Origin of the sequence: Ochrobactrum vermis (assembly GCF_002975205.1) — a bacterium.
Lineage (GTDB): Bacteria > Pseudomonadota > Alphaproteobacteria > Rhizobiales > Rhizobiaceae > Brucella > Brucella vermis.
This window is the reverse complement of sequence record NZ_PCOC01000002.1, coordinates 1,614,584-1,638,402: the sequence shown is the minus strand read 5'-3', so window position 1 is coordinate 1,638,402 and position 23,819 is coordinate 1,614,584. Positions and strand designations below refer to the sequence as shown.

The window sequence follows — 23,819 nt, the reverse complement described above, 5'->3', positions numbered from 1 at the left end:
GATGGGCTCATTTTTCAATTGCCTTATACCCTATATCCGGTGGGCGCAATGCCGGGAAAGGCCGGCAGGGGTCGTCATCCGCAACAGAAAGTGTTAGGGCGCAAAAGATATTATTTTCGGGATTGCCATGTTCACCATCAGTCGCGTCGAAACCTATAATCAGGAGATCAAGAAAAGTCGGTTTCTGGCCATTGCCGCGCCTGTTGCGAGCGAGCAGGCGGCGAAGGATTTTTTGAGCCAGCAATCCGACCTGTCAGCGAGCCATAATTGCTGGGCGTGGCGCATAGGGCAGAATTATCGTTTTAGCGACGATGGCGAGCCAAGCGGCACGGCGGGAAAGCCGATCCTGCTGGCAATCGACGGCCAGCAACTGGACAATATAGCTGTTGTGGTTACGCGCTGGTTCGGCGGTATTTTGCTGGGAAGCGGCGGCCTGATGCGAGCCTATGGCGGCACGGCTGCGACCTGTCTGCGGCAGGCGGAAAAAACCGAGGTCATCCCGCTGGTGGGGTTTCAGTTTGCCTGTGATTTTTCAGATCATGCACTGCTGAAAGCACGCCTGACAGCGGTGGAAAACCTTGCCATTACCGAAGAGAACTTCACCGGCACCGGCGTGGAAATGGCGGGCGCCATGCCCATCGCCGCGCGGGACGAATTATCCCGCCTCGTCACCGATCTGACGCGCGGCAAAACGATTATCGCATTCGATGATTAGCTCATGCCTGTCGTATATTGCTGGCGCTTGTTCTCATACATCAGCAGGTCGGCGCGTTTGGCGACTGTTTCCAGCTTCTCGCCCGGCATGCTCGTTGCCGCGCCGATGGAAAGATTGAGCTTCAACTGGGAATAATACTGGTTGTTGATATCGACCAGTCGCTGAATGTCCTCGACCATCGCCTCGGCGCCACGTTCGTCCACATAAGGCAGCACGACTGCGAATTCGTCACCGCCGATACGCGCGACATGTCCCGGCTGTTTCACAGCCTCGTTCAGCACTTCGCCGATACGCCGCAGCAACCCGTCGCCTGTCGCATGCCCCCATTGATCATTGGCGGCCTTGAGGCCGTTGAGATCGATGATGATGATCGAAACCGGCGCATGGTTCTTGCGTTCCAGGCGGTTCAACTCGTCCACATAGAAAGCGCGGTTGTGCAGCTTGGTCAGCACGTCATGCTTGCCCAGATATTCCAGATAGGCTTCGGCCTTCTTGCGCGCGGTGATGTCGGTGAGGGCGATCTGCACCAGCGACCAGTCCTTTTCGTGCCCCGGCAGAACCGAGAGCTGCAGAAGGACATGCCGCTCGGAGCCGTCGAGTGCATAATTCACCACTTCACGCCGCTGGAAGAGGACGCCGTTCCACAGATCGATGAGCTGTTCGCGGAACGATGATTCCATTTCGTCCTTGAAGACGAGTGGCAAATTTTGCAGCAACGCCTTCTTGTCGGGTGCAAGGAAGAGCGCAGTCGTCTCGGTGTTGATTTCGAGAACCCGGATTTCGCTCATGCATTGGCGCACAAATTCCGGATGCACGTCGGTAAACACACGAAAATCAACGATGCCGCGCTGGCGCACATCGTCCATCAGCTGCTTGATGCGGCTGAAATCCTCAACCCAGAGCGAGACTGGCGAATGCTCGAAAAGGCCCTGCGCGTGCTGCTTGTGCCGGTCCTCTTCCCGACGGGCATTTTCACGGGCGGTCACATCCTCAATAGAAAGCAGAACGCGCTCCCACGTGTGCTCATAGCCGGGCAGAACGACACCCTTGAGCTGGATATCGAGCCGCTTGCCGCCGAGCGAATAGTTGATGGTGTCGCTTGAGAAAGCATTGCCACCGTTCCAGAGCTGGACCATCTCGTCGATATGCGGGTCCAGCATGTCGTCGCGAAACACGCGTTCGAGATTGGCCACCAAATGGCTGACACTCTCCGCCTCGAAAAGCGAAAGCGTCTTGCGATTGACCTTCAGAACCCGGATATGACTGGTGCATATGCGCAGCCGGGTCGTGTCTTCGTGCAGGAAGGTCTTGAGATCGGTAACGCCAAGCGCACGCCATTCTTCGAACTGCTTGTGCAGGCCGCTATAATCCTCGAGCCACAGTGAGATTGGCGCAAGGTCAAAAATATTGGCACTATCGCTCAAGGCAGACTCGATATTCATGGATTTCCCGCTCTACCATTTGGCTTTTCGCATTTCCGAACGCAGAACCATTCAGGATATGTTTCCAAGCCAGATTCGCTTTTCCCATCGGGAAAAGCCGCGATGGATTGCTGGGAGCGCGTTATATTACGAGAGGCTTAGATAAACTAGAGGTTTTATTGTTTAAAAACTTCGCTTTTACGTAAGGTGAAAAAGGGCAGCTCCTCATGGGAGCCGCCCCTTACATATGTCGGCAGCAATCAGTTCTCGGTCGGCAGCCGATGGCGAACCAGTGTGGTCCAGTACGAGCAACCCCAGGCAATGACATCGTCGTTGAAGTCATATTTCGGATGATGGAGATTGGCGCTCGGGCCGTTGCCGATATTGATCATCGCGCCCGGCACTTCGTTCAGCATGAAGGCAAAGTCTTCACCGCCCAGCGTCGCCGGCATGTCGCGCGTCACACGGTCGGAACCGGAGACAGCTTCTGCAGCGATTGCCGCAAGCTCTGTTTCCCGCTCGTGATTGACGGTGACAGGGTAGCTGCGCTGGTAGTCGAGCGTGGCCTTGGCTCCGAAAGCATCGGCAATGCCCTGTACGGCGCGGGTCAAACGTTCCTCGACGTGGTTGCGCACTTCCTCGCGAAGGGTACGAACCGTGCCGGTCAGCCGGATTTTCTGCGGAATAACGTTGAACGCGTCGCCGCCATGAATGGTCGTGATCGAGATCACAGCGGAATCCAGCGGGTCGATGGTGCGCGCGGTCAGGGTCTGGATTGCCTGTATGAGAGCGGCTGTAACCGGGATGGGATCGATGGTCTGGTGCGGCGAGGCCGCATGTCCGCCGACGCCTTCGATGGAGATGTCGAGAACATCGACCGATCCCATGATCGGGCCGGAATTGATGATAAAATGCCCGACCGCAAGGTTTGGACGGTTGTGCATGCCGTAAACTTCGTTGACCGGCCAGCGCTTGAACAGCCCGTCGTCGATCATCGCCTTGGCGCCTGCGCCACCTTCTTCGGCAGGCTGGAAGATCACGACGACCGTGCCGTCGAAGGCGCGGCTTTGCGCCAGCTCGCGGGCAGCGCCCAGAAGCATGGTTGTGTGACCGTCATGACCGCAGGCATGCATTTTGCCCGGCACTTTCGATGACCATTCAGTGCCGGTTTCTTCGAGGATCGGCAGCGCATCCATGTCGGCACGCAGACCGATGGTGCGTCCCGAACGGTTCGACTGGCCACGAATGACGCCGACGACGCCGGTTCGTCCGATGCCGGTCACGACTTCATCGACGCCAGCAGCACGCAGCGCTTCGGCAACCTTGTCCGCCGTCCGGTTCACATCGTAAAGCAGCTCCGGATTCTCGTGCAGGTCGCGACGAAACGCGACGAGTTCGTCCAGCTGGTTCGATGTCCAGTTTTCAACCGGCATGTCAGGCTCCTTTTGTGTTGTCTTCGGTCGTGTCGAGGCGGTAGCGGAAATCGCAATGGCTTGCACCCTTCATGATGGTCTGCGTGCGTTCCAGCTTCATTGCGGGATTGTAGCCGATGCAGAAATCGCCATCGCGATTGCAGGAGAGCAGGTGACCGATATGACCAAGGCCCATCTCGCGATACATCTCCGAATAACGGCAGCGCGTAACGTTGAAATCGAAATGATTTTCACTTTGCGAAATCACGTCGATCTCCAGCGCGTTTTCCTTCGTCCAGAGCGGCTGGATGTCGGCAAAGTCCTGTATTGTCGGCGCGCGGCCCAGCTCGTCGGCAAAGCTCTTGCCCTGTTCGATGGCCGAGCGGCTGACGGCTTCGCCGATTGCTGCCTGCGCTTCTTCCTCACCGGAGCGTTCGCGAATTACTTCGTAGACGTTCTTGAGAACCAGCGCTTCGATGCGGCGACGTTCGAGAATTGACATTTGATTCATGGACCTGACCTTTCACATGAACGTTGAATGAGACGAGTTAGAGATTTGGCTCGGAGAGATCCTTGCGCCGAAGCCATGCGAGATAGAACGGCGCGATCTTCCGCGCGACTTTATGAAAAGGCAGCGGGGCCGGTTCCGAGACGGGGAGGGCAAGCTCCTGCACAGGCTCGCCGTCGAGGGCGCGTGCGAATTCACGTCCGAGCGATGTCCCGAGTGCGACACCGCGCCCGTTGCAGCCGATCCATGCCCAGCCATTGGGGCCGAGCTGATGAACGCGTGGAAAGCGATCCCATGTCATGCCGATATAGCCGCTCCACACATGGGTGATTTCCGGTTCGCCAAGCGCGGGAAAGGCTTCCGCCATGTTGCGCGCCGTCTTGCGCTTGACGCGTTCGGCGATGTTGAAATCGCCCATCACCACACCGCCGGTAATCAGCCGGTTGCGGGCATCGTAGCGGAAGAAACGCAAATCGCCACGCGTATCGGAAACCGCCTGTCTTCCGGGCAAAATCGTTGCGCGCAGATTATCGCTGACTGGCGCGGTCGCCATCTGCCAGGAGAGAACCGGCACGATGGTGCGGGCAAGGCGCGGCGCAAGCCCTTCGCGCAGCTCGCCCGTATAGGCATTGGTCGCCAGCAGAAAGCCTTTGGCGCGCACAGTGGCGCTGGCAGTCTTTACTTCCCAATGGTCGCCGGTATGGGCGTAGGATATAACCGGGCTTTGCTCGTGGATGATTGCGCCGTGGCGTTCGGCAGCGGCGGCAAGCCCACGCGCAAAAGCCAGCGGATTGATATGGCCCCCCGTCGGGTTAAACATGCCGCCATACCAGAAGTCGCTGCCCAACAGCCGCGACGTCGCCGTACGGTCGAAAAACTCTGCCGGGAAGCCGAAGCGCTTCCATGCATCCACGCGGGTTTGCGAAAGCTTTACCCGGCCTGGCGAATGAGCGGGCTGGAACCAGCCATTCTGCTCGGCCTCGGCCTCGATGTTTTCATCGCGCACGATGGAGAACAGAATGTCGGCACTATTGCCTATCAGTCTGGCAAAGCGTTCGCCGGAAGTGCCATAGCGCTTGGCGATGGCATCGGGTTCCGCCGAGGTCATGGTCGGGATGACCTGTCCATTGTTGCGCCCCGATGCGCCCCAGCCAACCGCATTGCCTTCCAGCAGGATGACGCGCTTGCCGAGTTTTGCCAGATGGAGTGCTGCCGAAAGCCCCGTAAAACCGCCGCCGACAATGGCGACATCGGCTTCCGCGTCATTGGTCAGCGGCTTGGCCGGTATGCGGGCAGGGGCGGTGGCAGCCCAGATGGAAGGTGGAAAGACTATGTTCTGCATGGTTTCACGCGGTTTCAAAACGAGGCGGTGTCCAGCCCTTGCCGGGAATGGAGGCAAGCAGGCGCTGCGTATATTCATGTTGCGGGTTGGCGAAGACCTGCGCCGTCAAACCGGCTTCGGCGATCTCGCCCTTCGACATGACGATGATGCGGTCGCAGAGCTGCGCGGCAACGCGCAAATCATGCGTTACGAAAAGCAGCGACAGGTTGAGCCGCTCGCGCAAGTCGGCGAGAAGGCGCAGGACTTGTGCCTGCACCGAGACATCGAGCGCCGAGACCGGTTCGTCCGCGACGATGATGCGTGGCTCAAGTGCAAGTGCGCGGGCGATACCGATGCGCTGGCGCTGCCCACCGGAAAACTCGTGCGGGAAACGGTCGGCCGCAGCGGGCGAAAGCTCGACCAGTTCCAGCAATTCGCGTGCCTTTTCGTGCGCCTGTGCTTTCGGCACGCCATGGACGATTGGGCCTTGCGCGATCAGGTCCACGACGCGACGGCGCGGATTGAGCGAGGCCATCGGGTCCTGAAAGACCATCTGGATGTCCTTGCGCATGGCGCGCACTTCACGCGGGCTGGCACTCAGAAAATCTCTGCCATTCACATCGACCTTGCCGCTATCGGCTTCCAGCAGACGGGTGACGATGCGGGAAACGGTCGTCTTGCCCGAGCCGCTTTCGCCGACGACACCGAGTGTTTCACCTCGACGCAGCTCGAATGAAAGATCCTTGACGGCAGGAACGGCGCTGCGCTTGCCGGTAAGCAAGCCGCCGCGTGCCTTGAATGTCTTGCGCAAGGCTTCGGCCTTGAGAATGACCGGCTGCGCCTCCACTGACGGCTTGGGTTCAGGTGGGGTGAGGGCTGGAACGGATGCGATCAGCGCCCTTGTATAGGGGTGCTGCGGATGGTTCAGCACGTCGTTTGCCGGGCCGTCTTCGACCAGTTCGCCAAGCCGCAGCACGGCAACGCGGTCGGCAATTTCAGCCACCACGCCAAAATCATGCGTGATGAACAGGATGCCGGTATTGTGTTCGCGCTGCAGGTCACGGATCAGCTTCAGGATTTGTGCCTGCGTGGTAACATCGAGCGCGGTGGTCGGTTCGTCGGCGATGATGAGACGCGGCTTCAGGATCAACGCCATGGCGATCATCACGCGCTGGCGCTGCCCGCCCGAAATCTGGTGCGGATAGGCGTTATAGGCGGATTCCGGGTCCGGAATTTTCACCTCTGCCAGCATGTCCAGTACGGTAGCGCGGCGCTCCCTGCGGCCAAGTTTCGTGTGCAGGCGCAGCACTTCATCGATCTGCCAGCCGACTGTCTTCTGCGGATTAAGCGCAGTCATCGGCTCCTGAAAAATCATGCCGATGCGATCGCCACGCAGCTTCTTCATATCGGCTTCGCTGAGCGAATAAAGATCGGTGCCTTCAAGCTTGATCGTGCCGTGGGTCACATGCACATGCGGTTCCGGCAGAAGGCGCATGATCGCACCTGCAGAAAGCGATTTGCCGGAGCCGCTTTCGCCGACAAGGCAAACGATTTCGCCGGGATTGATGGTCAGTGTCAGATCCTGCAGGGCATAGGGACGGTCGGCGCCCTTCGGCAGCGCAATTTGCAGGTTTTTGATTTCAAGAACGGGTGCAGCGGTCATTATTTCTTCTGCCTCGGATTAAGCGCGTCGTTCAGGCCTTCGCCGAGCAGACTGAAGGAAAGCACGGTGAGCAGAATGGCAATGCCGGGAATGACGGAGCAGAACCAGTCGGTGCGCAGCACGGCGCGGCCCTGGCCGATCATATTGCCCCAGCTTGCATAGTTCGGGTCACCGAGGCCGAGGAAGGCGAGCGCGCTTTCCATCAGGATGGAGGTGGCCATAACCACGGATGCGAACACGATCACCGGTGGCAGGGCATTGGGCAGGATTTCGCGGAAGATGATCGACATGTTGCCGACGCCCAGATTGCGCGCTGCATCGATGAATTCGCGCTTGCGCAGTGCCAGAAATTCGGCGCGCACCATGCGGGCAGGCGCAGTCCATGACACGATGCCGATGCAGATGATGATGTTTTCGATGGAAGAACCAAAGATTGCCACCAGCGTCAGAAGCAGAACGAAGCTCGGAATGGTCTGGAAAGCTTCGGTGATGCGCATCAGAACATCATCCACCCAGCCACCATAATAGCCGGCAAGCGCGCCGATGATGATGCCGATCACGATGGAAATCAGGGTGGCGACCACGCCGATCAGAAGCGAGATGCGCGCGCCATGGAAAATACCCGCCATGATATCGCGTCCGAGCTGGTCGGTGCCGAGCGGCGTTGCTGTATTGATGAACGGCCAGACGAGCGGATCACCAGCGCGCCGCAGCGGGTCACCGGGTGCAATGACATCGGCCAGCAGCGCGATCAGAACCACGGCGATGAAGAGGATAAGGCCCAGCACGGCAGCGCGGTTGCGACTGAAACGCTGCCACAGAATTTTTGTGCGGGAAACTTGCGGGCGGGTGAGGGAGAGGTCCTGAGATGTCATGACAGTTCGATCCTGGAATCAAGCCGCGCATAGATGAGATCGGTGATGAAATTGACGATCACCACCAGCACCGAGCACAGGAAGATGATGCCCATCAGTGTGTTGAGGTCGCGCTTGATCACGGAGGTATAGGCAAGCTGGCCAAGGCCGGGCAGCGAGAAGATCGTTTCGATCACAACCGAGCCACCGAGCACGGTGGAAAACTGGAGGCCGAGCAGTGTCACCACGGGGAGGAAAGCGTTGCGCATGATGTGATGAAACATCAGCCTTGCGCCGCTGGCACCCTTGGCGCGGGCTGTGCGAACATAATCGAGGTCGGCTACTTCCAGCACGCTGGTGCGCATCAGGCGCATGTAGAAAGCGAGATAGATGAGCGAAAGCGCTGTCGTCGGCATGACGAGGTGCACCGCAATATCCCAGACGTTTTTCCAGCCGGTATAAAAGCCGCCCAGCGTCTTGTAACCGCCGACCGGCAGCCAGCCGAGCTTGACGGAAAAGATGAACATCAAAATGAGGCTGAGGAAGAAGCTTGGCATGGCGTAGAAGACGAGGCCGAGCGTGGAGATGACATTGTCGGTCAGCGAATAAGCCTTGCGTGCGGCGAAAGCCCCGAGCGTGATGCCGAAAATGAACGCCACTGACAAGGACGAAACCATCAGCAGGAGCGTCGGCACAAGGCGGGCCATCAGCACATCCAGCACAGGCAGTTCATAGACATAGGACCAGCCGAAATCGAACCGTGCCAGCTTGGTCATGTAGATCCAGAGCTGCGTCCAGACCGGCTGGTCGAGACCATATTCGGCGCGCAGATTGGCGACGAATTGCGGGTCTGCGCCACCCATGTCGCCGACAAGTGCGTCCACCGTGTCTCCGGGCGCAAGCTTGATCAGCAGAAACGCCCCGATCATGATGAGAAGAATGACGGGGATCGCCTGCAAGATGCGGCGCAGCGCGAAAGTCAGGATCGGGGGCAGGGACATTGCGGATTATCCTGCAAGATATTCATTTCAGCATTAGAGCATGATTCCGAAAAGTGGGAACCGGTTTTCGGATAAAATCATGCTCAAACAAAAACTTAGAGCGGGATGACGATTCAATTTACAAACATCCCGCTCTAATAGCGAAGAGAGGAACCGCTACCGGATGACAGGCAGCGGCTATGTATCGCTTATTGGTCGATCCAGAGATCGTACCAGCTCGAAGAATCCCAGCGCGGTGTGTTGTGGTGGTTCTTCAGCACCTTGTTGGTCACGCCGACGAACGGATGTTCGATGGCGAAGATGACCGGCAGGTCCTTCATCTCAAGCTGCTGGATCTGGTGATAAAGATCGGCGCGCTTGGCCGGGTCCAGTTCGCTCGCGGCTTTGTCGATCAGGTTGTCCATCTCGTCAGACTTGTAGTCGAACTGGTTGGACCATGCCGTGCCAACCGGAGCGCCGGAGCGCAGCCAGACAGTGGTGGAAACAGCCGGATCGGAGCGGAACTGGTGCCAGCCGCTTGCCGTGTCGAAGTCATGATCGCGATAGACGCCGTTCAGGAAGCCCGGCGCGTCATTGGTCAGGATTTCAACGTCGATGCCGACTTCCTTCATGGCCTGCGCATAATATTCAGCCCAGAGCTGTGTATATTCGCCCCATGGAGCCGGACGATGGCGCAGCTTGAAGCGGATGCCGTCCGGGCCAGCCGGATAACCGGCTTCGTCGAGCAGTTTCTTGGCCTTTTCAACATCGTACGGGTAGGTCTGAACCTGATCCGTATAATTGGCGCCGCCAGTGCTGGGGATCGGGCCACGGCCCGGCTTGGCATAGCCGCGCATGATGGTCTTGATCGCAAAGTCGATGTCGAGCGCATGATAGATTGCTTGGCGAACCTTCAGATTGGCAAGGATCGGATTGCGCAGGTTGAACTCGACCGTCGAGTGGGCGACGTTGTTCTCGAACCCCTTGGTGCCGGTATCGAAGCGGCCATCCTTCTGGAGGCGCTCGGTATCCGACATGGAAATGCCGTTGAAGCCGGTTTCCATCATCTCGCCTGCTTCAAGGGCAGCAGCAGCGGCTGCCTTGTCCGGCATGAAACGCCAGATCACGCGGTCGAGATAAGGATATTCCTTGCCGCGCCAGTAATCGTCATTGCGCTCGGCAATGATATGCTGGCCACGCTCATATTCGACGAACTTGAACGGACCCGTACCGACCGGCGCGGAATTGTACTTGTTCTTCAGAATATCGGTGCCTTCATAAAGATGCTTCGGCACCGGATGGCCAAGATCGGGCATGGCGGCGACCAGCAATTCCAGAGGCATCGGCTTGGAATAGCGGAACACTGCCGTATGCGGATCGGTGCAATCGACAGCTTCGAGATTGGCTTGAAGCGTGGTCGAATAGTTGAGCAGCTTCTTCCAGAGGTTCATCGCGCTGAACGAAACGTCATCGCAGGTGAAAGGCTGGCCGTCATGCCAGCGCACATTCTCGCGCAGCTTGAAGGTGATGGCCTTGCCGTCTTCCGAGGATGACCAGCTCGTCGCCAGAACCGGCACATAGCCCTCATAAGTGCGGTCGATCAGCGGCTCCATGATGCGGCCGGTGATCTGATAGACGCCGGTTGAGGCGCGCAGCGCAGGGTTAAGCACACCCTGCTCGGTGTTCATATGGACGATGACAGTGCCGCCGCGCTTTACGTCTTCGGCGTGCGAAGGCGCTGCCGCAAGCGAAAACGCCGCAAGAAACAGGCCAAGGCCAACTTTTTTGATATGCATTCTCTGTTCCCCTGAAGGACGTTGAGGGAGGGCTTTCGAGCCTCTTTTCCCGCACGTCCCAATATTGTTCAAGCCCCTGAAATCGCAACAAAATGCCACTTCAGAGGGTCTTTATTGTATGCAAGCATTGATATGCTAGAATCCGTGACGATATTGTCAAGATAAACTAATATGTCGAGCAAAATTGGTAAAATTTCTCGACCAGCCTGCGTTAATAAGTGTCGATTTTCTACGACGGAGTTTGTTGATGAGCCAGATTTCCCCCGAGCTGAACGCAAATTCGGGCAAAAACGAACGTGGTGCGGTCTGGATAACCGGTGCCGGGTCGGGCATCGGCGCTGCCATGGCGCGACGGTTTGCGCGCGAAGGCTGGCGGGTGGCGCTGACGGGCCGCAAGGCGGATGCGCTTGCATCCATTGCCGAAGAAATCGTCTCCAATGGTGGCGAGGCACAGATATTTCCGGCGGACGTTCTCGACCGCGGGGCAGTTGCCGCTACAGCCGCAGCCATCGTGGAATGGGCCGGCCGTCTGGACGTGCTCTGCAACAATGCCGGTCTGAATATTCCGCGCCGTAGCTGGGCGGATATCGATTTTGATTCGTGGGACGATGTCATCGACATCAACATCAAAGGGGCGATAAACGTGATTGCCGCTGCCTTGACGCCTATGCGCGCGCAGGGCGGAGGCCTGATGATCCATACATCGTCCTGGGCGGGGCGGTTCTCGTCACCCGGCGGCGGCGTTCCCTATGGCGCGTCCAAACATGCGCTCAACGATCTGAGTGCCAGCCTGAATGCGCAGGAAGGCCCGAATGGCATCCGGTCGACAGTGCTGTGCCCCGGTGAGGTGGCGACGCCGCTGCTCGCGCGTCGGCCCGGCTTCGATCTCTCCCGCATGGATGATGTCATCCAGCCCGAGGATATGGCCGAAACCGCGCTTTATGTTGCCAATATGAATCCCAAGGTTACGATCCACGAGATCGTTCTGGCCCCGACGAAAAAATAGAAAAGGAAATTTGTATGTCTCATCCTGTCAAAGGCGTCGATCATGTTTTCCTATTGGTCGGCGATCTTGAGAAAAGTGCTGCGCAATATCGTCGCTTCGGATTCACGCTGAGCCCGCGCGGGCTCCACAGCAAGGAGAAGGGGACCGGCAACTACACCATCATGTTTCCGGAGGATTATTTCGAGCTGCTTGGCATTGTCGCCGAGACGCCGGGCAATCTGCACCAGCGCGAGAAACTGACAGTGCAGGGAGAAGGTCTCCATGCCATCGCCTGCCGGATCGACAAAGCGCGCGATGCCAAGGCGGAACTGGGCGCACTTGGCATCAAGACAGGCGAGGTCGGCGTGTTCCAGCGTCCGGTACAGTTGCCGGGTGGCGGTGAGGGTGTCGCAGCTTTTGAAACTGTATCCTTCGCGGAAAGCGAAGTGCCGCAGGGCATGGTGTTCATGTGCCAGCACAAGACCCGCGAGACAGTCTGGCTGCCGGAACTGATCGAACATGCAAACGGTGCAATTGGCCTTTCGGCCATTGTTGCCATTTCATCCGAGCCGGAAACCGCCGCCAGAGGTTTTGCCCGCCTCTACGCTAATGGCAAGGCCGAGACACAGGATGGCGGCTGGAAGGTTTCAACCGGCCCACGCTCGGCGGACATATTGGTTGTAAGCGACGAAAAAGCTGCGGAAATCTATCCCGGTGTGGATTTTGCCAAGACGCCCGGCAAGGCTTTCGCCGTTCTGCGCATCCGGGTGGCTTCGCTGGACAAGGCGCGCGGTGTTCTCGATACCAATGGCGTTTCCCATGTGAAGACATCAGCGGGTATCGCCGTACTGCCGGAAAATGCCAGCGGTACGGTTCTGGAATTTTCGGAACAGTAAGTGTTTAAGCAGGCGGGGCTGCGAGGCCCCGCTCATTATGTTCAGCGCGGAAAGCGCTGGTTTTCTTCTAGCACATTCAGGTCCATGTGGTTGCGCATGTAGCGCTCGGACGCCTTTTGCAGCGGCTGGTGGTCCCATGGATAATAGGCACCGTTGCGCAATGCCGGATAGACGACGTGACGGCGCGCCTGGCTGGCACGGACATCGGCATCGTAGCGGTCCAGATTCCAGCGCTTTTCCGCCTTGGCCAGAAGGTCGTTCAGCACAGTCTTGAAGTCTGGATTTTCCGCCAGATTGCGCCGCTCGTCGGGATCGTCGGCAAGGTTGAACAATTGCGGCGGGTCGATGCGGCAAAGGTTGAGCTTCCAGTCGCCGTCACGCAGCGAGACCATCGGGGCGATGGTGCCTTCGGCGGCATATTCGACCGGCACGGCCCCGCGTTCGGCGGTGCCAAATACAACGCCAGCCAATGAAACGCCGTCGGTCCATGGCATGATACCCTTGAGGTCGATGCCAGCAAGGTCGGCCAGTGTCGGCAGGACGTCGAGCGTCGAGACGGGTTGGTCCACACGACCAGCCTTCAATTGCGGTGCAGCGATCATCAACGGGACGCGTGCCGAACCTTCGAAGAAGCTCATCTTGAACCACAGTCCGCGTTCGCCAAGCATGTCGCCGTGATCGGAGGTGAAGACGACAATCGTGTCATCCGCCATGCCGCAGCGCTCTATCACGTCAAGCAGAGAGCCGATCTTTTCATCCACATAGGAGATATTGGCGAAATAGGCCTGACGTGCCGTGCGAACCTGTTCGCAGGGCAGGTCGTAGTCTTCGGCCTTGCAGGCCCGCAACAGGCGTTCGGTGTGCGGATCGATCTCGCTTTCAGGCAGCGGTCCGATTTTCGGGTCAAGCTCGGGAATGTCCGCATAGAGATCGAAGAAGCGCTTGCGCGCGACATAAGGGTCATGCGGATGGGTGAAGCTGACAGTCAGGCACCAAGGCCGTTCGTCGTGGCCACGCGCAAGGTCGTAAAGCTTCGCTTCGGCCTGATAGGCGACTTCATCGTCATATTCGAGCTGATTGGTGATTTCTGCCGAACCCGCCCCGGTGATCGAACCGAGATTGTGATACCACCAGTCGATGCGCTCACCGGGCTTGCGATAATCCGGCGTCCAGCCGAAATCCGCCGGATAGATATCGGTGGTGAGCCGCTGTTCGAAGCCATGCAATTGATCGGGTCCGACAAAATGCATCTTGCCGGAAAGGGCGGTCTGGTAGCCGGCATTGCGCAGGTGATGCGCATAGGTCGGAATTTCAGACGAAAACTCCGCTGCATTGTCATAAACACCGGTCCGAAACGGCAGCTGGCCCGACATGAATGACGCGCGCGCCGGGGCACAAAGTGGGCTTGCCGTGTAGCAATTGGCAAAACGGGCAGAGCGTTCGGCAAGCTTTCTCAGATTGGGGACATGAAGGAATTCGGCCGGGCCATCTGGAAAGAAGGTGCCGTTCAGCTGGTCGACCATGAGAACGAGGATATTCGGCTTTTTCATTTTGCGGGACCATTGGCAAATGTGGGAACGCGAAGCGGCGGGCGTTGAAACGCCCGCCTTTTAAGTCTCGTTGTTGACGGTCAGAGACCGAGGCTTGCCTTGACGGCTTCCGCGCCCGGTTCGCCCTTGAACGTGGTAACGCCCGCAAGCCACTTGTCGATCTGCTCTGGATGCGCCTTCAGCCATTCCTTGGCGGCTGCAGGGCCTTCCGCGCCTTCATCCAGAATCTTGCCCATAAGCTCGTTCTCGATGTCGACGGTGAAAGTGAGGTTCTTGAAGAACGTTGCAGCATTCGGGCACTGTGCGGCCCAGCCGGTGCGGCCAAGCGTATAGACTTCCGCACCGCCGAAATTCGGGCCGAAATAGTCATCACCACCCGCCAGATATTCGATCTTGAGCTTGTTGTTCATCGGGTGCGGCGCCCAGGCCAGGAACACGACCCAAGCCTTGTCCTTGTTCTTGCGGTCCACCTGCGCGAGCATGGCCTGCTCGCTCGATTCCACCAGTTTCCAGCCATCGAGCTTGAATTTCTGGTCCTCGATGATCTTCTGGATGTTCTGGTTGGCAGGCGCACCCGGCTCGATGCCGTAGATCTCCTTGCCGAATTTGTCGGCATGGGCGGCAAGGTCGGCAAAGTTCTTCACACCTTCGCTTGCCACATAATCCGGAACGGCCAGCGTGAACTTCGCCCCTTCGAGGTTTTTCACGATGACTTCGGCGGCCTTCGCCTTGTCGAGGTCGTCGCGGAATTTTTGCTGTGCGGGCATCCAGTTGCCGAGGAAAACGTCAAGATTGCCGGTCTTGAGCGCCTCATAGCCAATCGGCACGGACATGGTTTTTACGTCAGGCTTATAGCCGAGACCTTCCAGCAGCACGCTGGCGACGGAGTTGGTGGAGGTGATGTCGGTCCAGCCCGGATCGGACAGACGGATGGTTTTGCAGGCGGCGGGATCGGCGGCGGAAGCCGTTCCTGAAAGCCCCGCCAGTGCCGTGAACGCCAGTGCCGCAATCTTCAAATAGCGCATTTGGTGACCCCTCTTATGAATTAAGACCGGTTATGTCTCGTATTCCTACTTTAAGGAGAACATCATTTAGGCTAAGGAAAAACCCATTCATTTTTTATCGAAGCTATAGAGAATTTTTATGGTTTCTCCATCCTGGGACCTTGGCAGTCTTGGCGTTTTCGAAGCTGTGGGACGATTGGAAAATCTGACCCTCGCAGCGCGTGAACTCGGCATGACGCAACCGGCGGTCAGCTATCAGATAAAACGCATCGAGGAGCGCCTGGGCGTTGCATTGTTCGCCCGGCGGGCCCGCGGCGTCGAGATATTGCCGGAGGGCCACATTTTGTATGAAGCGGTGCGCTCCGGTCTCGATGGAATCGATGAGGCCGTGCAGCAGATCAAGCGCCGCCAGCGCGCGCCGGGATTACGCATAGCCACCGACTATGGCTTCGCGACGTTCTGGCTGATGCCGCGTGTCGCGCAATTTCGTCCGAAACATCCGGAAGTGGATGTCCGTATCACGGCATCGTCCATGCTCCAGCCGCTCGACCGTCGTGACGCGGATATTTCGATCCTGTTCGGCGGTCGCGAGGATTTCCCGAAGGACGCCATCGCCTTTATCGGCGAAAAAGTCGTGCCGGTCTGCTCCCCGGCCTATCTTGCGGAACATGGCCCGTTTCCGGGCGGGAAACGGCTCGGTACGGCCTCGCTCCTGCATCTCGATACTTTGCAGGGTGACCGCTGGTTCACGTGGCAGTCATGGCTCGATGCTATCGGTGAAGACATAGACGACGGCAATTACGGCTTGGTCTTCAACACCTACAATCTGGTGATCGAGGCAGCCATCGCCGATCAGGGCGTGGCGCTCGGCTGGGCCGGACTGATCGACGGGGCTGTGCAGCGCGGACAGCTTGTCCATGCCTGCGAGGTGTCGCAGACAAGCGACAAGGGCTACTGGCTGATTTTCAATCCGGATATTTCCGCCGGGGCGCGGAAGCTTGCGCTGGAGCTGCTCGGGGAAACGGACGAAAGCTGATATTGTAAGAAAGCGATCGCGATCCTATTTTTGCACATCATTCAATGTCTGCGGCGCTTGCCAAAAGTGCGAGACTTTCTAAGAGATACCGGCAAGATTACCTGGAAACGGATCGATGAAACGAATTGAACTTCTGATCGAAAATATCATTCTGGCATCGCGTTGGCTGCTGGTAGTCTTCTATCTCGGCCTTGCCGTTGCGCTGGCGATCTATGCCGTATCCTTCGTGGGCAAGCTGTTCGATTTTGCAACGAAAGTTACCGCTCTGAATGATACCGACACGATAATGAAAGTCCTCGGTCTCATCGATGCCGCACTTATCGCAAGCCTCGTGGTTATGGTCATCATCTCGGGCTATGAGAATTTTGTCAGCCGCTTCGATCAGGCAGGCGACGAGGTGCACTGGCTCGGCACCATCGATGCGGGTTCACTCAAGATCAAGGTTGCCTCGACTATCGTTGCGATCTCGTCGATCCATCTCCTGCAGATATTCCTCAATGCCACCACCTACACATCGAACCAGTTGATGTGGTTCACCATCATCCATCTGGCATTCGTGTTCTCGGCGCTGTTTCTTGCTTATATCGACAAGCTGACGGTCAAGGATAAGGGCGGAGCCAAAACGGGCAAGATCGAGCCGAACATCTGACCTCTCGGATAGAATCCGTCGAAAAGGCCCTGTTTTCTGCTATATCGCCGGATGTCCCGCACCTTTCGGAGCGGGACATCCGGCGTTTACGCTGTTTCGCCCTGTGCTAAACTGTCCTTCTTTGAGAGGAAGGGCTGACCATGACACGTCTGACGGCGAAGGATTTCCCGCAAGAACTTCTCGAACTCTATGATTTCTACGCCCATGGCCGGATAACCAAACGCGAGTTTCTGGACCGGGCCGCAAAATTTGCGGTGGGCACCATGACTGCAACAACCATATTGGCATCGCTCAGTCCTGATTATGCGATGGCGCAACAGGTCGAGTTCACGGATCCCGATATCCATCCCGAATACATCACCTATCCCTCACCGGAGGGAAACGGAGAGGTTCGAGCCTATCTGGTGCGACCGGCCAAGCTGCAGGGCAAGCTGCCAGCCGTCGTCGTGGTGCACGAAAATCGCGGTCTCAATCCCTATATCGAAGATGTGGCCCGCCGCGTTGCAAAGGCCGGTTTCATCGCGCTCGCGCCTGATGGCCTTACTTCGGTCGGTGGTTATCCGGGCAATGATGACAAGGGCCGCGAATTGCAGCAGCAGGTCGATCCGACCAAGCTAATGAACGACTTTTTTGCGGCGGTCGATTTCATGATGAAAAGCGATCTGACGACCGGCAAGGTAGGCATTACCGGCTTCTGCTATGGCGGCGGTGTTGCCAATGCGGTGGCAGTTGCCTTTCCGGAACTGGCAGCAGCCGTGCCCTTCTATGGCAGGCAGGCCCCGACGGATGAAGTGCCGCGCATCAAGGCACCCATCCTGTTGCATTATGCTGAACTGGACACGCGCATCAACGAGGGCTGGCCAGCCTATGAAGAGGCCTTGAAAAAGAACGGCAAGACCTACCAGGCTTATATCTATCCGGGCGTCAATCACGGCTTCCATAACGATTCCACGCCGCGTTACGACGAGGCGGCGGCAAAGCTCGCCTGGGACCGGACCATCGAGTGGTTCAAGCGCTATCTGGTCTGAAATCAGGCCTTCGCTTTTAACGATCTGAAAGTGTTGACGGCAATCACGACGACGATGCCGATCAGGATGGCGAACACTGCCTGCAAAAACGATGTTGCGATCCATTCGAAGGCGGATGAGAACCGGGTGCCTTCGCTCGGCAGATGAGAAACGATGGAATGGATGAAGGCTTCAACGCTGTGGACGCCGATTGAATCAAGGCCATGAACGATGATGCTGCCACCGACCCAGAGCATGGCGATGGTGCCGACGGTGCTTAGAACCTTCAATATGATGGGCATGCCTGCGACCAGCCCCTTGCCGAGCTGCCTGCCGAAAGCCGTATGGCTGTTGCGCACAAGCGAGACGCCCATGTCGTCGAGCTTCACGATGATGGCAACCACGCCATAGACCGCAAAAGTGATCAATATGCCGACACTCGCGAGGATGGCGGCCTGCGTATAGATGCTTGACGGGGCAAGTCCCGCCAACGTCAGCGCCATGATTTCGGCCGACAGGATGAAGTCTGTGCGGATCGCGCCGTTGACGGTCGTTTGCTCGATCTCCTTGGCGGTCGCGCCTTTGGTTTCCTCGTGTTCCGCTTCCTCGTGCGGAATGAAGAACTCCACCAGCTTCTCCGTTCCTTCGAAGGCCAGATAGACGCCGCCGATCATCAGAAGCGGCATGATGAAGGACGGTGCGAAGTAGCCGAGGATAAGCGCCAGTGGCAGCAGGAAAATGAGTTTGTTGCGCAGCGATCCCTTGGTGATTTTCCAGATGACCGGCAATTCGCGCTCCGGTTTCAGGCCCACGACGTATTTCGGCGTAACTGCCGTGTCGTCGATGACAATACCTGCCGCCTTGGCGCTGGCCTTTGCGGTTTGTCCTGCAACATCATCGAGTGAAGCTGCCGCCATTTTCGCAATGGCTGCGACGTCATCGAGAAGCGCAAACAAACCGGACGCCATGGGAAACCTTTCTATGGTGCTGTTGTAAGTAGCTAAACTTTGAATGGGCACTACGTCTAGATGGAAAATACACGACTGTGATTGTCTCATGAACGGATACAATCTGTGCATGATTGTCAATATTTCAATGCTCATGCCGATGGTTATATTGACGGTAACACAACAGGAGAGATCGCCATGCTTAATCAGATCAAGGGCCTCCACCACGTTACCTCGCTTGCCGCCGATGCGCGTTCCAACAACCAGTTCTTCACCGATGTTCTGGGGCTGCGCCGCGTCAAGAAGACGGTCAATTTCGATGAGCCGAGTGTCTATCACCTCTATTATGGCGATGAAGTCGGAACGCCTGGCACCGTCATGACCTATTTCCCGTTTCCGGGTATTCAGCGCGGGCGCGGCGGTACAGGTGAAGTGGGAACTACGGTTTTTGCCGTGCCGCAAGGCTCGCTCGGCTTCTGGAAGGATCGTTTCGAACAGTCCGCCGTCAAGGTTGAATCCGAAGACGAGGCATTTGGCGAAAAGCGTATCCATTTCCGTGGACCGGACGGCGACAGCTTTGCATTGGTGGAAGTGAAGGACGATCCGCGTGCGCCGTGGGCGCATGAAGGGATCGATGCCGACCACGCTATCCGGGGCTTTCATTCGGTCTCGATGCGGCTTCGCGACGAAGGCGCTACATCCGAACTGCTGAAATATATGGGCTACCAGAAGCTCGATGCGAAAGACGGCACCACCCGCCTGATCATGCCGGAAGGCAATGGTGCGGGTGTCATCGATCTGGAAACCTTGCCAGCACTCGGTCGCAACCAGCAGGGAGCGGGTTCCGTGCACCATGTGGCATTCGCCGTCGAAAATCGCGAGAAGCAGTTGGAAGTGCGCAAGGCGCTGATGGATACGGGTTATCACGTCACGCCGGTCATCGACCGCGATTACTTCTGGGCGATCTATTTCCGCACGCCGGGCGGTGTGCTGTTCGAGGTGGCCACCAACGAACCCGGTTTCGACCGCGACGAGGATACGGCGCATCTTGGTGAAGCGCTGAAGCTGCCGGCGCAGCACCAGCATTTGCGTAACTATCTCGAAGAACATCTCGACAAGATCTGAGGATGTCGGGACAGGAGATCGAACATGACCATCCAAACCTATGAGCACCGGCTGAAGGCCGGAGCGAACGGAGCCCCGCTCTTCATCGTGTTTCACGGCACGGGCGGCGATGAGAACCAGTTTTTCGGTCTGGCAGAACAGCTCTTGCCGGATGCGACCATCGTGTCGCCGCGCGGTGACGTTTCGGAATATGGCGCTGCACGTTTCTTCCGTCGCACGGGCGAGGGCGTTTACGACATGGAAGACCTTGCTCGCGCCACTGACAAGATGGCTGATTTCATTGGTGGCCTTGTGGCTGAACACAAGCCGTCCGAAGTGATCGGGCTCGGCTATTCCAATGGCGCCAATATCATGGCGAACCTGCTGATCGAGAAAGGCAGAGTGTTCGACAAGGCGGCACTTCTGCATCCGCTGGTGCCGTTCAGGCCGAAGGACAATCCTGTGCTTGAGGGTGCGAAAATACTCATGACTGCCGGGCGGATGGACCCGATCTGTCCGCCGGATCTGACAGAAGCGCTCGCCCATTATTTCGAGCGCCAGAAAGCCGCTGTCGAGCTTGTCTGGCATCCGGGCGGGCACGAATTGCGCCAGACTGAACTGGCCGCCGTTCAGTCACTTCTCGGCAAATAAGCTTAATGCCGCCATTCGATCCTGAATGGCGGCATTTTTGTTCTGGTCCCTCTTGTAATTCTCAATATATATTATACTTAATTGTATATTGATGATGAGGTGCCATGATGGATGCGATTTCGGGCAGTGCGCCCGCCCATGAAAACAAGATGACGCGTGCGGAAATGGAGGGACGGGCCACCGAGGTTGCGGAACTCCTCAAGACGCTGTCGCATCCGGCGCGCCTCATGCTGGCTTGTACTCTTTCAGAACGCGAATATTCGGTCGGAGAGCTGGAGGACGCGCTTGGCATTCACCAGCCGACGCTGTCACAGCAGCTAGGTGTGCTGCGTGAAGCGGGCATCGTCGAAACCCGTCGCGAAGCGAAGCAGATTTTCTATCGACTGACGGAAGCCAAGGCCGCCCAACTGATCGAGGCGCTTTACGGCATTTTCTGCGCACCGGAGGGACGGGCATGATCGCAACCTATCTGCAATCGCTGGCGGGCGGCATGCTGCTCGGCCTTTCCGCAGTCCTGCTTCTCGTCTTCAACGGACGCATCGCCGGTATCAGCGGCATCGTCGGACGGCTTCTGGGTGGCAAACAGATATCAGCCAATGCGATCTTCGTTGTCGGCCTCGTTCTGGGACCGGTTATCTATGCTGCGATTTATGGTTCCTTTCCTCCGGTAACGATGGCTATGTCCTGGCCTGTTATTGTTGTCGCCGGGCTTCTGGTCGGTATCGGAACCCGCATGGGGTCGGGCTGCACGTCCGGTCACGGCATTCTCGGCATGGCGCGGTTTTCCAAACGCTCAATAGCCGCAACATTCACCTTCCTCGTAACCGGCATCGTGGTTGCCAGTATTTCTGGAGCATTGCTATGAAACAGTCGGCATATGCACGTCTGGCCATGACCCTGCTTGCGGGTGCGATCTTCGGCTTCGGCCTGTCGCTGTCGGGCATGATCGATCCGTCGCGCGTGACGGGCTTCCTGAATATCACCAGCGGTCATTGGGACCCGAGCCTTGCCTTTGTGCTGGGCGGCGCTCTGCTGGTGGCGATCCCCGGTGTGATGTTGCAGCGGCGTATGGCGCGGCCTGTGCTGGACCAGTCTTTCCAGTTGCCGGAGAATACTGAAATCGACCGGCGGCTGATCACGGGTGCTGCCATCTTCGGCGCAGGCTGGGGGCTGGCGGGGTTCTGTCCCGGTCCGGTCGTGTCCGCACTTTCCATGGGACTGCCGCAGGTCTGGCTCTTCGTCGCCATGATGGTTCTGGGAATGATTTTCCACGACCGCATCATGACGCGAGCCACATAAGAAAAACATTCCGGGCAGCGAAATTCTGGACAAATGACAGCAGAAGCATTCAAATCTTGAATTGTTTGGTCAAATTACCCTTTTAATAGGGAGTTGAATGAGTTAGGCACCCTGTGATTGATCTTGAGGGAGCCGCGCCATGGCTGGATTGCTGAAACGCTTTGCCGGATATTATCGTCCGCATCGCGGGCTGTTCGCGCTAGATTTTTCCAGTGCGGTGGCGTCCGGCCTGCTTGAGCTTGCTTTTCCGGTCGCGGTTACGCTTTTCATCGACAAGCTGTTGCCGACGGGCCAGCTTGGCATGATCGCCATTGCTGCGGTCGGTCTGCTGGCCATCTATGTCGTCAATGCGTTCCTGCAGGTCATCGTGACCTATTGGGGGCATATGCTCGGCATCAAGATCGAGACGGAGATGCGCCGCAAGGCCTTTGATCATCTGCAGAAACTCTCTTTCGGCTTCTTCGACAACCAGAAGACCGGCCATCTTGTGGCGCGGTTGACCAAGGATCTGGAAGAGATCGGCGAAGTGGCGCATCACGGGCCGGAAGATGTCTTCATCGCAATCATGACCCTGATCGGCGCATTCATCCTGATGCTGTGGGTGCATCCGCAGCTTGCGCTGATTACTGCGGTCATCGTTCCGCTTTCGGCCTATGTCACTGCCCGCTATGGCGGACGCATGACGCACACATGGCATGCGCTTTATCGGCGCGTTGGCGATTTCAACGCCCGGATTGAGGAAAATGTCGGCGGTATCCGCGTTGTTCAGGCCTTTACGAATGAAGACCATGAGCGCCAGCTTTTCGCAGAGAGCAACGATAAATATCTGACCACCAAGCTGGCTGCCTACAAGATCATGGCGGCGTCGATGTCACTGTCCTATCTGTCGATGCGTTTCGTGCAGGTCGTGGTGATGCTGGCAGGCGCATGGTTCGTGGTGCGCGGCGAACTGACGGCTGGCGGGTTCGTCGGCTTCCTGCTGCTGGTCAATGTGTTCTTCCGCCCGATTGAAAAGATCAATTCGGTCATTGAAACCTATCCCAAGGGCATTGCCGGTTTTCAGCGCTATACCGAGTTTCTCGATACCCGCCCGGATATCGCCGACCGCCTTGGTGCGCGGACCGTTGCCCGTCTGGCCGGTGATATCGAATACCGGAATGTCAGTTTCGGCTACAGCACGGAACGCCCCATTGTCGATGGTCTCGATATTTCCATTCGTGCTGGTGAAACGATTGCTTTCGTTGGCCCGTCAGGTGCGGGCAAGACGACAATCTGTTCGCTGCTGCCGCGCTTTTATGACGTGACGCAGGGCGCCATTCTTGCCGACGGTATCGATATTCGCGATATGACCCTGAAGTCTCTGCGGTCCAATATCGGCATTGTTAGTCAGGACGTATTTCTGTTTGCCGGAACCATCCGGGAAAACATCGCCTATGGACGTCTTGATGCGACCGACGCGGAAATCGTCGAGGCTGCGCGCCGTGCGAGGCTTGACGGCGTGATCGCCAATCTGTCGGAAGGTTATGACACGGTTATCGGTGAGCGTGGCGTAAAGCTTTCCGGCGGGCAGAAGCAGCGTATGGCCATTGCGCGCATATTCCTGAAAAATCCGCCGATCCTGATACTGGACGAGGCGACTTCCGCGCTCGATACGGAAACCGAACGCGCCATCCAGCAATCGCTCGCGGAGCTTTCACAAGGCCGCACGACGCTGGTGATTGCGCATCGCCTGGCAACCATCGTCAATGCCGACCGTATTCTGGTGGTGGAGGGCGGGCGGATTGCCGAGCAGGGCAGTCATGCCGAGCTTCTGGCCATGAAGGATGGACGCTACAAGCGCCTGCATATTGCACAGGCCGGTCTGGATCAGGGGGTATTCGAGCGCATTTCGATCTGATTGAATCAGATCGACGCTCGGTTCACTCTGGTCGGATTATGCTCTTTTCAGCGGTGGAATAGGCCGATCGGCTATCAGGATGGACTTACGAAAGACGGCCTTTGGCCGTCTTTTTTGTTTTCTG

23 protein-coding genes are annotated in these 23,819 nt (G+C 57.6%); 12 read left to right on the top strand and 11 right to left on the bottom strand.

Going from position 1 to position 23,819, the window contains the following annotated elements:
- The first annotated feature begins 127 nt into the window (after positions 1 to 127).
- Positions 128 to 715 (top strand): IMPACT family protein, encoded by a 588-nt coding sequence (locus tag CQZ93_RS21885; RefSeq protein WP_105544644.1) that lies wholly within the window; start codon positions 128 to 130, stop codon positions 713 to 715.
- Here CQZ93_RS21885 and CQZ93_RS21880 read toward each other — a convergent pair.
- The 8 genes from CQZ93_RS21880 to CQZ93_RS21845 all read right to left on the bottom strand — a co-directional run bounded on the left by CQZ93_RS21880 (position 712) and on the right by CQZ93_RS21845 (position 10,670).
- Entirely contained in the window at positions 712 to 2,157 is a 1,446-nt protein-coding gene (locus CQZ93_RS21880; protein WP_105544643.1) for a sensor domain-containing diguanylate cyclase, read from the bottom strand. The genes CQZ93_RS21885 and CQZ93_RS21880 overlap by 4 nt on opposite strands.
- 239 nt (positions 2,158 to 2,396) lie before the next feature.
- Positions 2,397 to 3,569 carry a M20 aminoacylase family protein gene (locus CQZ93_RS21875; protein WP_105544642.1) on the bottom strand — a complete coding sequence of 391 codons (1,173 nt, stop codon included), beginning with the start codon at positions 3,567 to 3,569 and terminating at the stop codon, positions 2,397 to 2,399.
- A 1-nt stretch (position 3,570) separates the two neighbouring features.
- The gene (locus tag CQZ93_RS21870) at positions 3,571 to 4,059 is read right to left on the bottom strand and encodes an L-2-amino-thiazoline-4-carboxylic acid hydrolase (protein ID WP_105544641.1); all 489 of its coding nucleotides are present in this window, start codon (positions 4,057 to 4,059) and stop codon (positions 3,571 to 3,573) included.
- Between the two features lie 37 nt (positions 4,060 to 4,096).
- Positions 4,097 to 5,398 carry an NAD(P)/FAD-dependent oxidoreductase gene (locus CQZ93_RS21865; protein ID WP_105544640.1) on the bottom strand — a complete coding sequence of 434 codons (1,302 nt, stop codon included), beginning with the start codon at positions 5,396 to 5,398 and terminating at the stop codon, positions 4,097 to 4,099.
- A gap of 4 nt (positions 5,399 to 5,402) precedes the next feature.
- Complete coding sequence (locus CQZ93_RS21860) at positions 5,403 to 7,040, bottom strand: ABC transporter ATP-binding protein (RefSeq protein ID WP_105544639.1); 1,638 nt, start codon at positions 7,038 to 7,040, stop codon at positions 5,403 to 5,405.
- Positions 7,040 to 7,915, bottom strand: coding sequence for an ABC transporter permease (locus tag CQZ93_RS21855; RefSeq protein WP_105544638.1), 876 nt, complete (start codon positions 7,913 to 7,915; stop codon positions 7,040 to 7,042). Before CQZ93_RS21855 ends, CQZ93_RS21860 begins: the two co-directional genes overlap by 1 nt.
- Entirely contained in the window at positions 7,912 to 8,895 is a 984-nt protein-coding gene (locus CQZ93_RS21850; protein WP_105544637.1) for an ABC transporter permease, read from the bottom strand. The genes CQZ93_RS21855 and CQZ93_RS21850 overlap by 4 nt, the downstream gene beginning before the upstream one ends.
- A 188-nt stretch (positions 8,896 to 9,083) precedes the next feature.
- Positions 9,084 to 10,670: an ABC transporter substrate-binding protein gene (locus CQZ93_RS21845; RefSeq protein WP_105544636.1), complete on the bottom strand. Its 1,587-nt coding sequence runs from the start codon at positions 10,668 to 10,670 to the stop codon at positions 9,084 to 9,086.
- A 247-nt stretch (positions 10,671 to 10,917) separates the two neighbouring features.
- Between CQZ93_RS21845 and CQZ93_RS21840 the strand changes: the two genes are divergently transcribed.
- Positions 10,918 to 11,676 carry an SDR family oxidoreductase gene (locus CQZ93_RS21840; RefSeq protein ID WP_105544635.1) on the top strand — a complete coding sequence of 253 codons (759 nt, stop codon included), beginning with the start codon at positions 10,918 to 10,920 and terminating at the stop codon, positions 11,674 to 11,676.
- A 14-nt stretch (positions 11,677 to 11,690) separates the two neighbouring features.
- On the top strand, positions 11,691 to 12,551 hold the full coding sequence (locus tag CQZ93_RS21835) for a VOC family protein (RefSeq protein ID WP_105544634.1): 861 nt from the start codon (positions 11,691 to 11,693) through the stop codon (positions 12,549 to 12,551).
- A gap of 41 nt (positions 12,552 to 12,592) precedes the next feature.
- Here CQZ93_RS21835 and betC read toward each other — a convergent pair whose 3' ends face one another.
- Complete coding sequence (gene betC, locus CQZ93_RS21830; protein ID WP_105544633.1) at positions 12,593 to 14,101, bottom strand: choline-sulfatase; 1,509 nt, start codon at positions 14,099 to 14,101, stop codon at positions 12,593 to 12,595.
- Positions 14,102 to 14,181: 80 nt separating this feature from the next.
- Entirely contained in the window at positions 14,182 to 15,126 is a 945-nt protein-coding gene (gene choX / locus CQZ93_RS21825; RefSeq protein ID WP_105544632.1) for a choline ABC transporter substrate-binding protein, read from the bottom strand.
- Between the two features lie 118 nt (positions 15,127 to 15,244).
- On the opposite strand from choX, the gene CQZ93_RS21820 reads away from it, so the two are divergent.
- The 3 genes from CQZ93_RS21820 to yghX all read left to right on the top strand — a co-directional run bounded on the left by CQZ93_RS21820 (position 15,245) and on the right by yghX (position 17,818).
- Positions 15,245 to 16,141, top strand: a complete 897-nt coding sequence (locus CQZ93_RS21820) for a LysR substrate-binding domain-containing protein (RefSeq protein ID WP_105544631.1) — start codon at positions 15,245 to 15,247, stop codon at positions 16,139 to 16,141.
- A gap of 115 nt (positions 16,142 to 16,256) precedes the next feature.
- Positions 16,257 to 16,790: a TIGR00645 family protein gene (locus CQZ93_RS21815; protein ID WP_105544630.1), complete on the top strand. Its 534-nt coding sequence runs from the start codon at positions 16,257 to 16,259 to the stop codon at positions 16,788 to 16,790.
- A gap of 140 nt (positions 16,791 to 16,930) precedes the next feature.
- Positions 16,931 to 17,818 carry a YghX family hydrolase gene (gene yghX / locus CQZ93_RS21810; protein ID WP_105544629.1) on the top strand — a complete coding sequence of 296 codons (888 nt, stop codon included), beginning with the start codon at positions 16,931 to 16,933 and terminating at the stop codon, positions 17,816 to 17,818.
- Positions 17,819 to 17,820: 2 nt separating this feature from the next.
- On the opposite strand, the gene CQZ93_RS21805 is transcribed toward yghX, so the two are convergent.
- Positions 17,821 to 18,765: a DUF808 domain-containing protein gene (locus CQZ93_RS21805; protein WP_105544628.1), complete on the bottom strand. Its 945-nt coding sequence runs from the start codon at positions 18,763 to 18,765 to the stop codon at positions 17,821 to 17,823.
- A 177-nt stretch (positions 18,766 to 18,942) separates the two neighbouring features.
- Between CQZ93_RS21805 and CQZ93_RS21800 the strand changes: the two genes are divergently transcribed.
- From CQZ93_RS21800 to CQZ93_RS21775, 6 genes are all read left to right on the top strand, one after another.
- On the top strand, positions 18,943 to 19,869 hold the full coding sequence (locus CQZ93_RS21800; protein WP_105544627.1) for a VOC family protein: 927 nt from the start codon (positions 18,943 to 18,945) through the stop codon (positions 19,867 to 19,869).
- Positions 19,870 to 19,893: 24 nt separating this feature from the next.
- Positions 19,894 to 20,499, top strand: a complete 606-nt coding sequence (locus CQZ93_RS21795; RefSeq protein WP_105544626.1) for an alpha/beta hydrolase — start codon at positions 19,894 to 19,896, stop codon at positions 20,497 to 20,499.
- A gap of 107 nt (positions 20,500 to 20,606) precedes the next feature.
- The gene (gene bigR / locus CQZ93_RS21790) at positions 20,607 to 20,957 is read left to right on the top strand and encodes a sulfite-sensing transcriptional repressor BigR (RefSeq protein ID WP_105545261.1); all 351 of its coding nucleotides are present in this window, start codon (positions 20,607 to 20,609) and stop codon (positions 20,955 to 20,957) included.
- On the top strand, positions 20,954 to 21,364 hold the full coding sequence (locus CQZ93_RS21785) for a YeeE/YedE family protein (protein WP_105544625.1): 411 nt from the start codon (positions 20,954 to 20,956) through the stop codon (positions 21,362 to 21,364). The genes bigR and CQZ93_RS21785 overlap by 4 nt, the downstream gene beginning before the upstream one ends.
- Positions 21,361 to 21,798, top strand: a complete 438-nt coding sequence (locus CQZ93_RS21780; RefSeq protein WP_105544624.1) for a YeeE/YedE family protein — start codon at positions 21,361 to 21,363, stop codon at positions 21,796 to 21,798. The genes CQZ93_RS21785 and CQZ93_RS21780 overlap by 4 nt, the downstream gene beginning before the upstream one ends.
- 139 nt (positions 21,799 to 21,937) lie before the next feature.
- Complete coding sequence (locus tag CQZ93_RS21775; protein ID WP_105544623.1) at positions 21,938 to 23,695, top strand: ABC transporter ATP-binding protein; 1,758 nt, start codon at positions 21,938 to 21,940, stop codon at positions 23,693 to 23,695.
- Positions 23,696 to 23,819 lie beyond the last annotated feature (124 nt).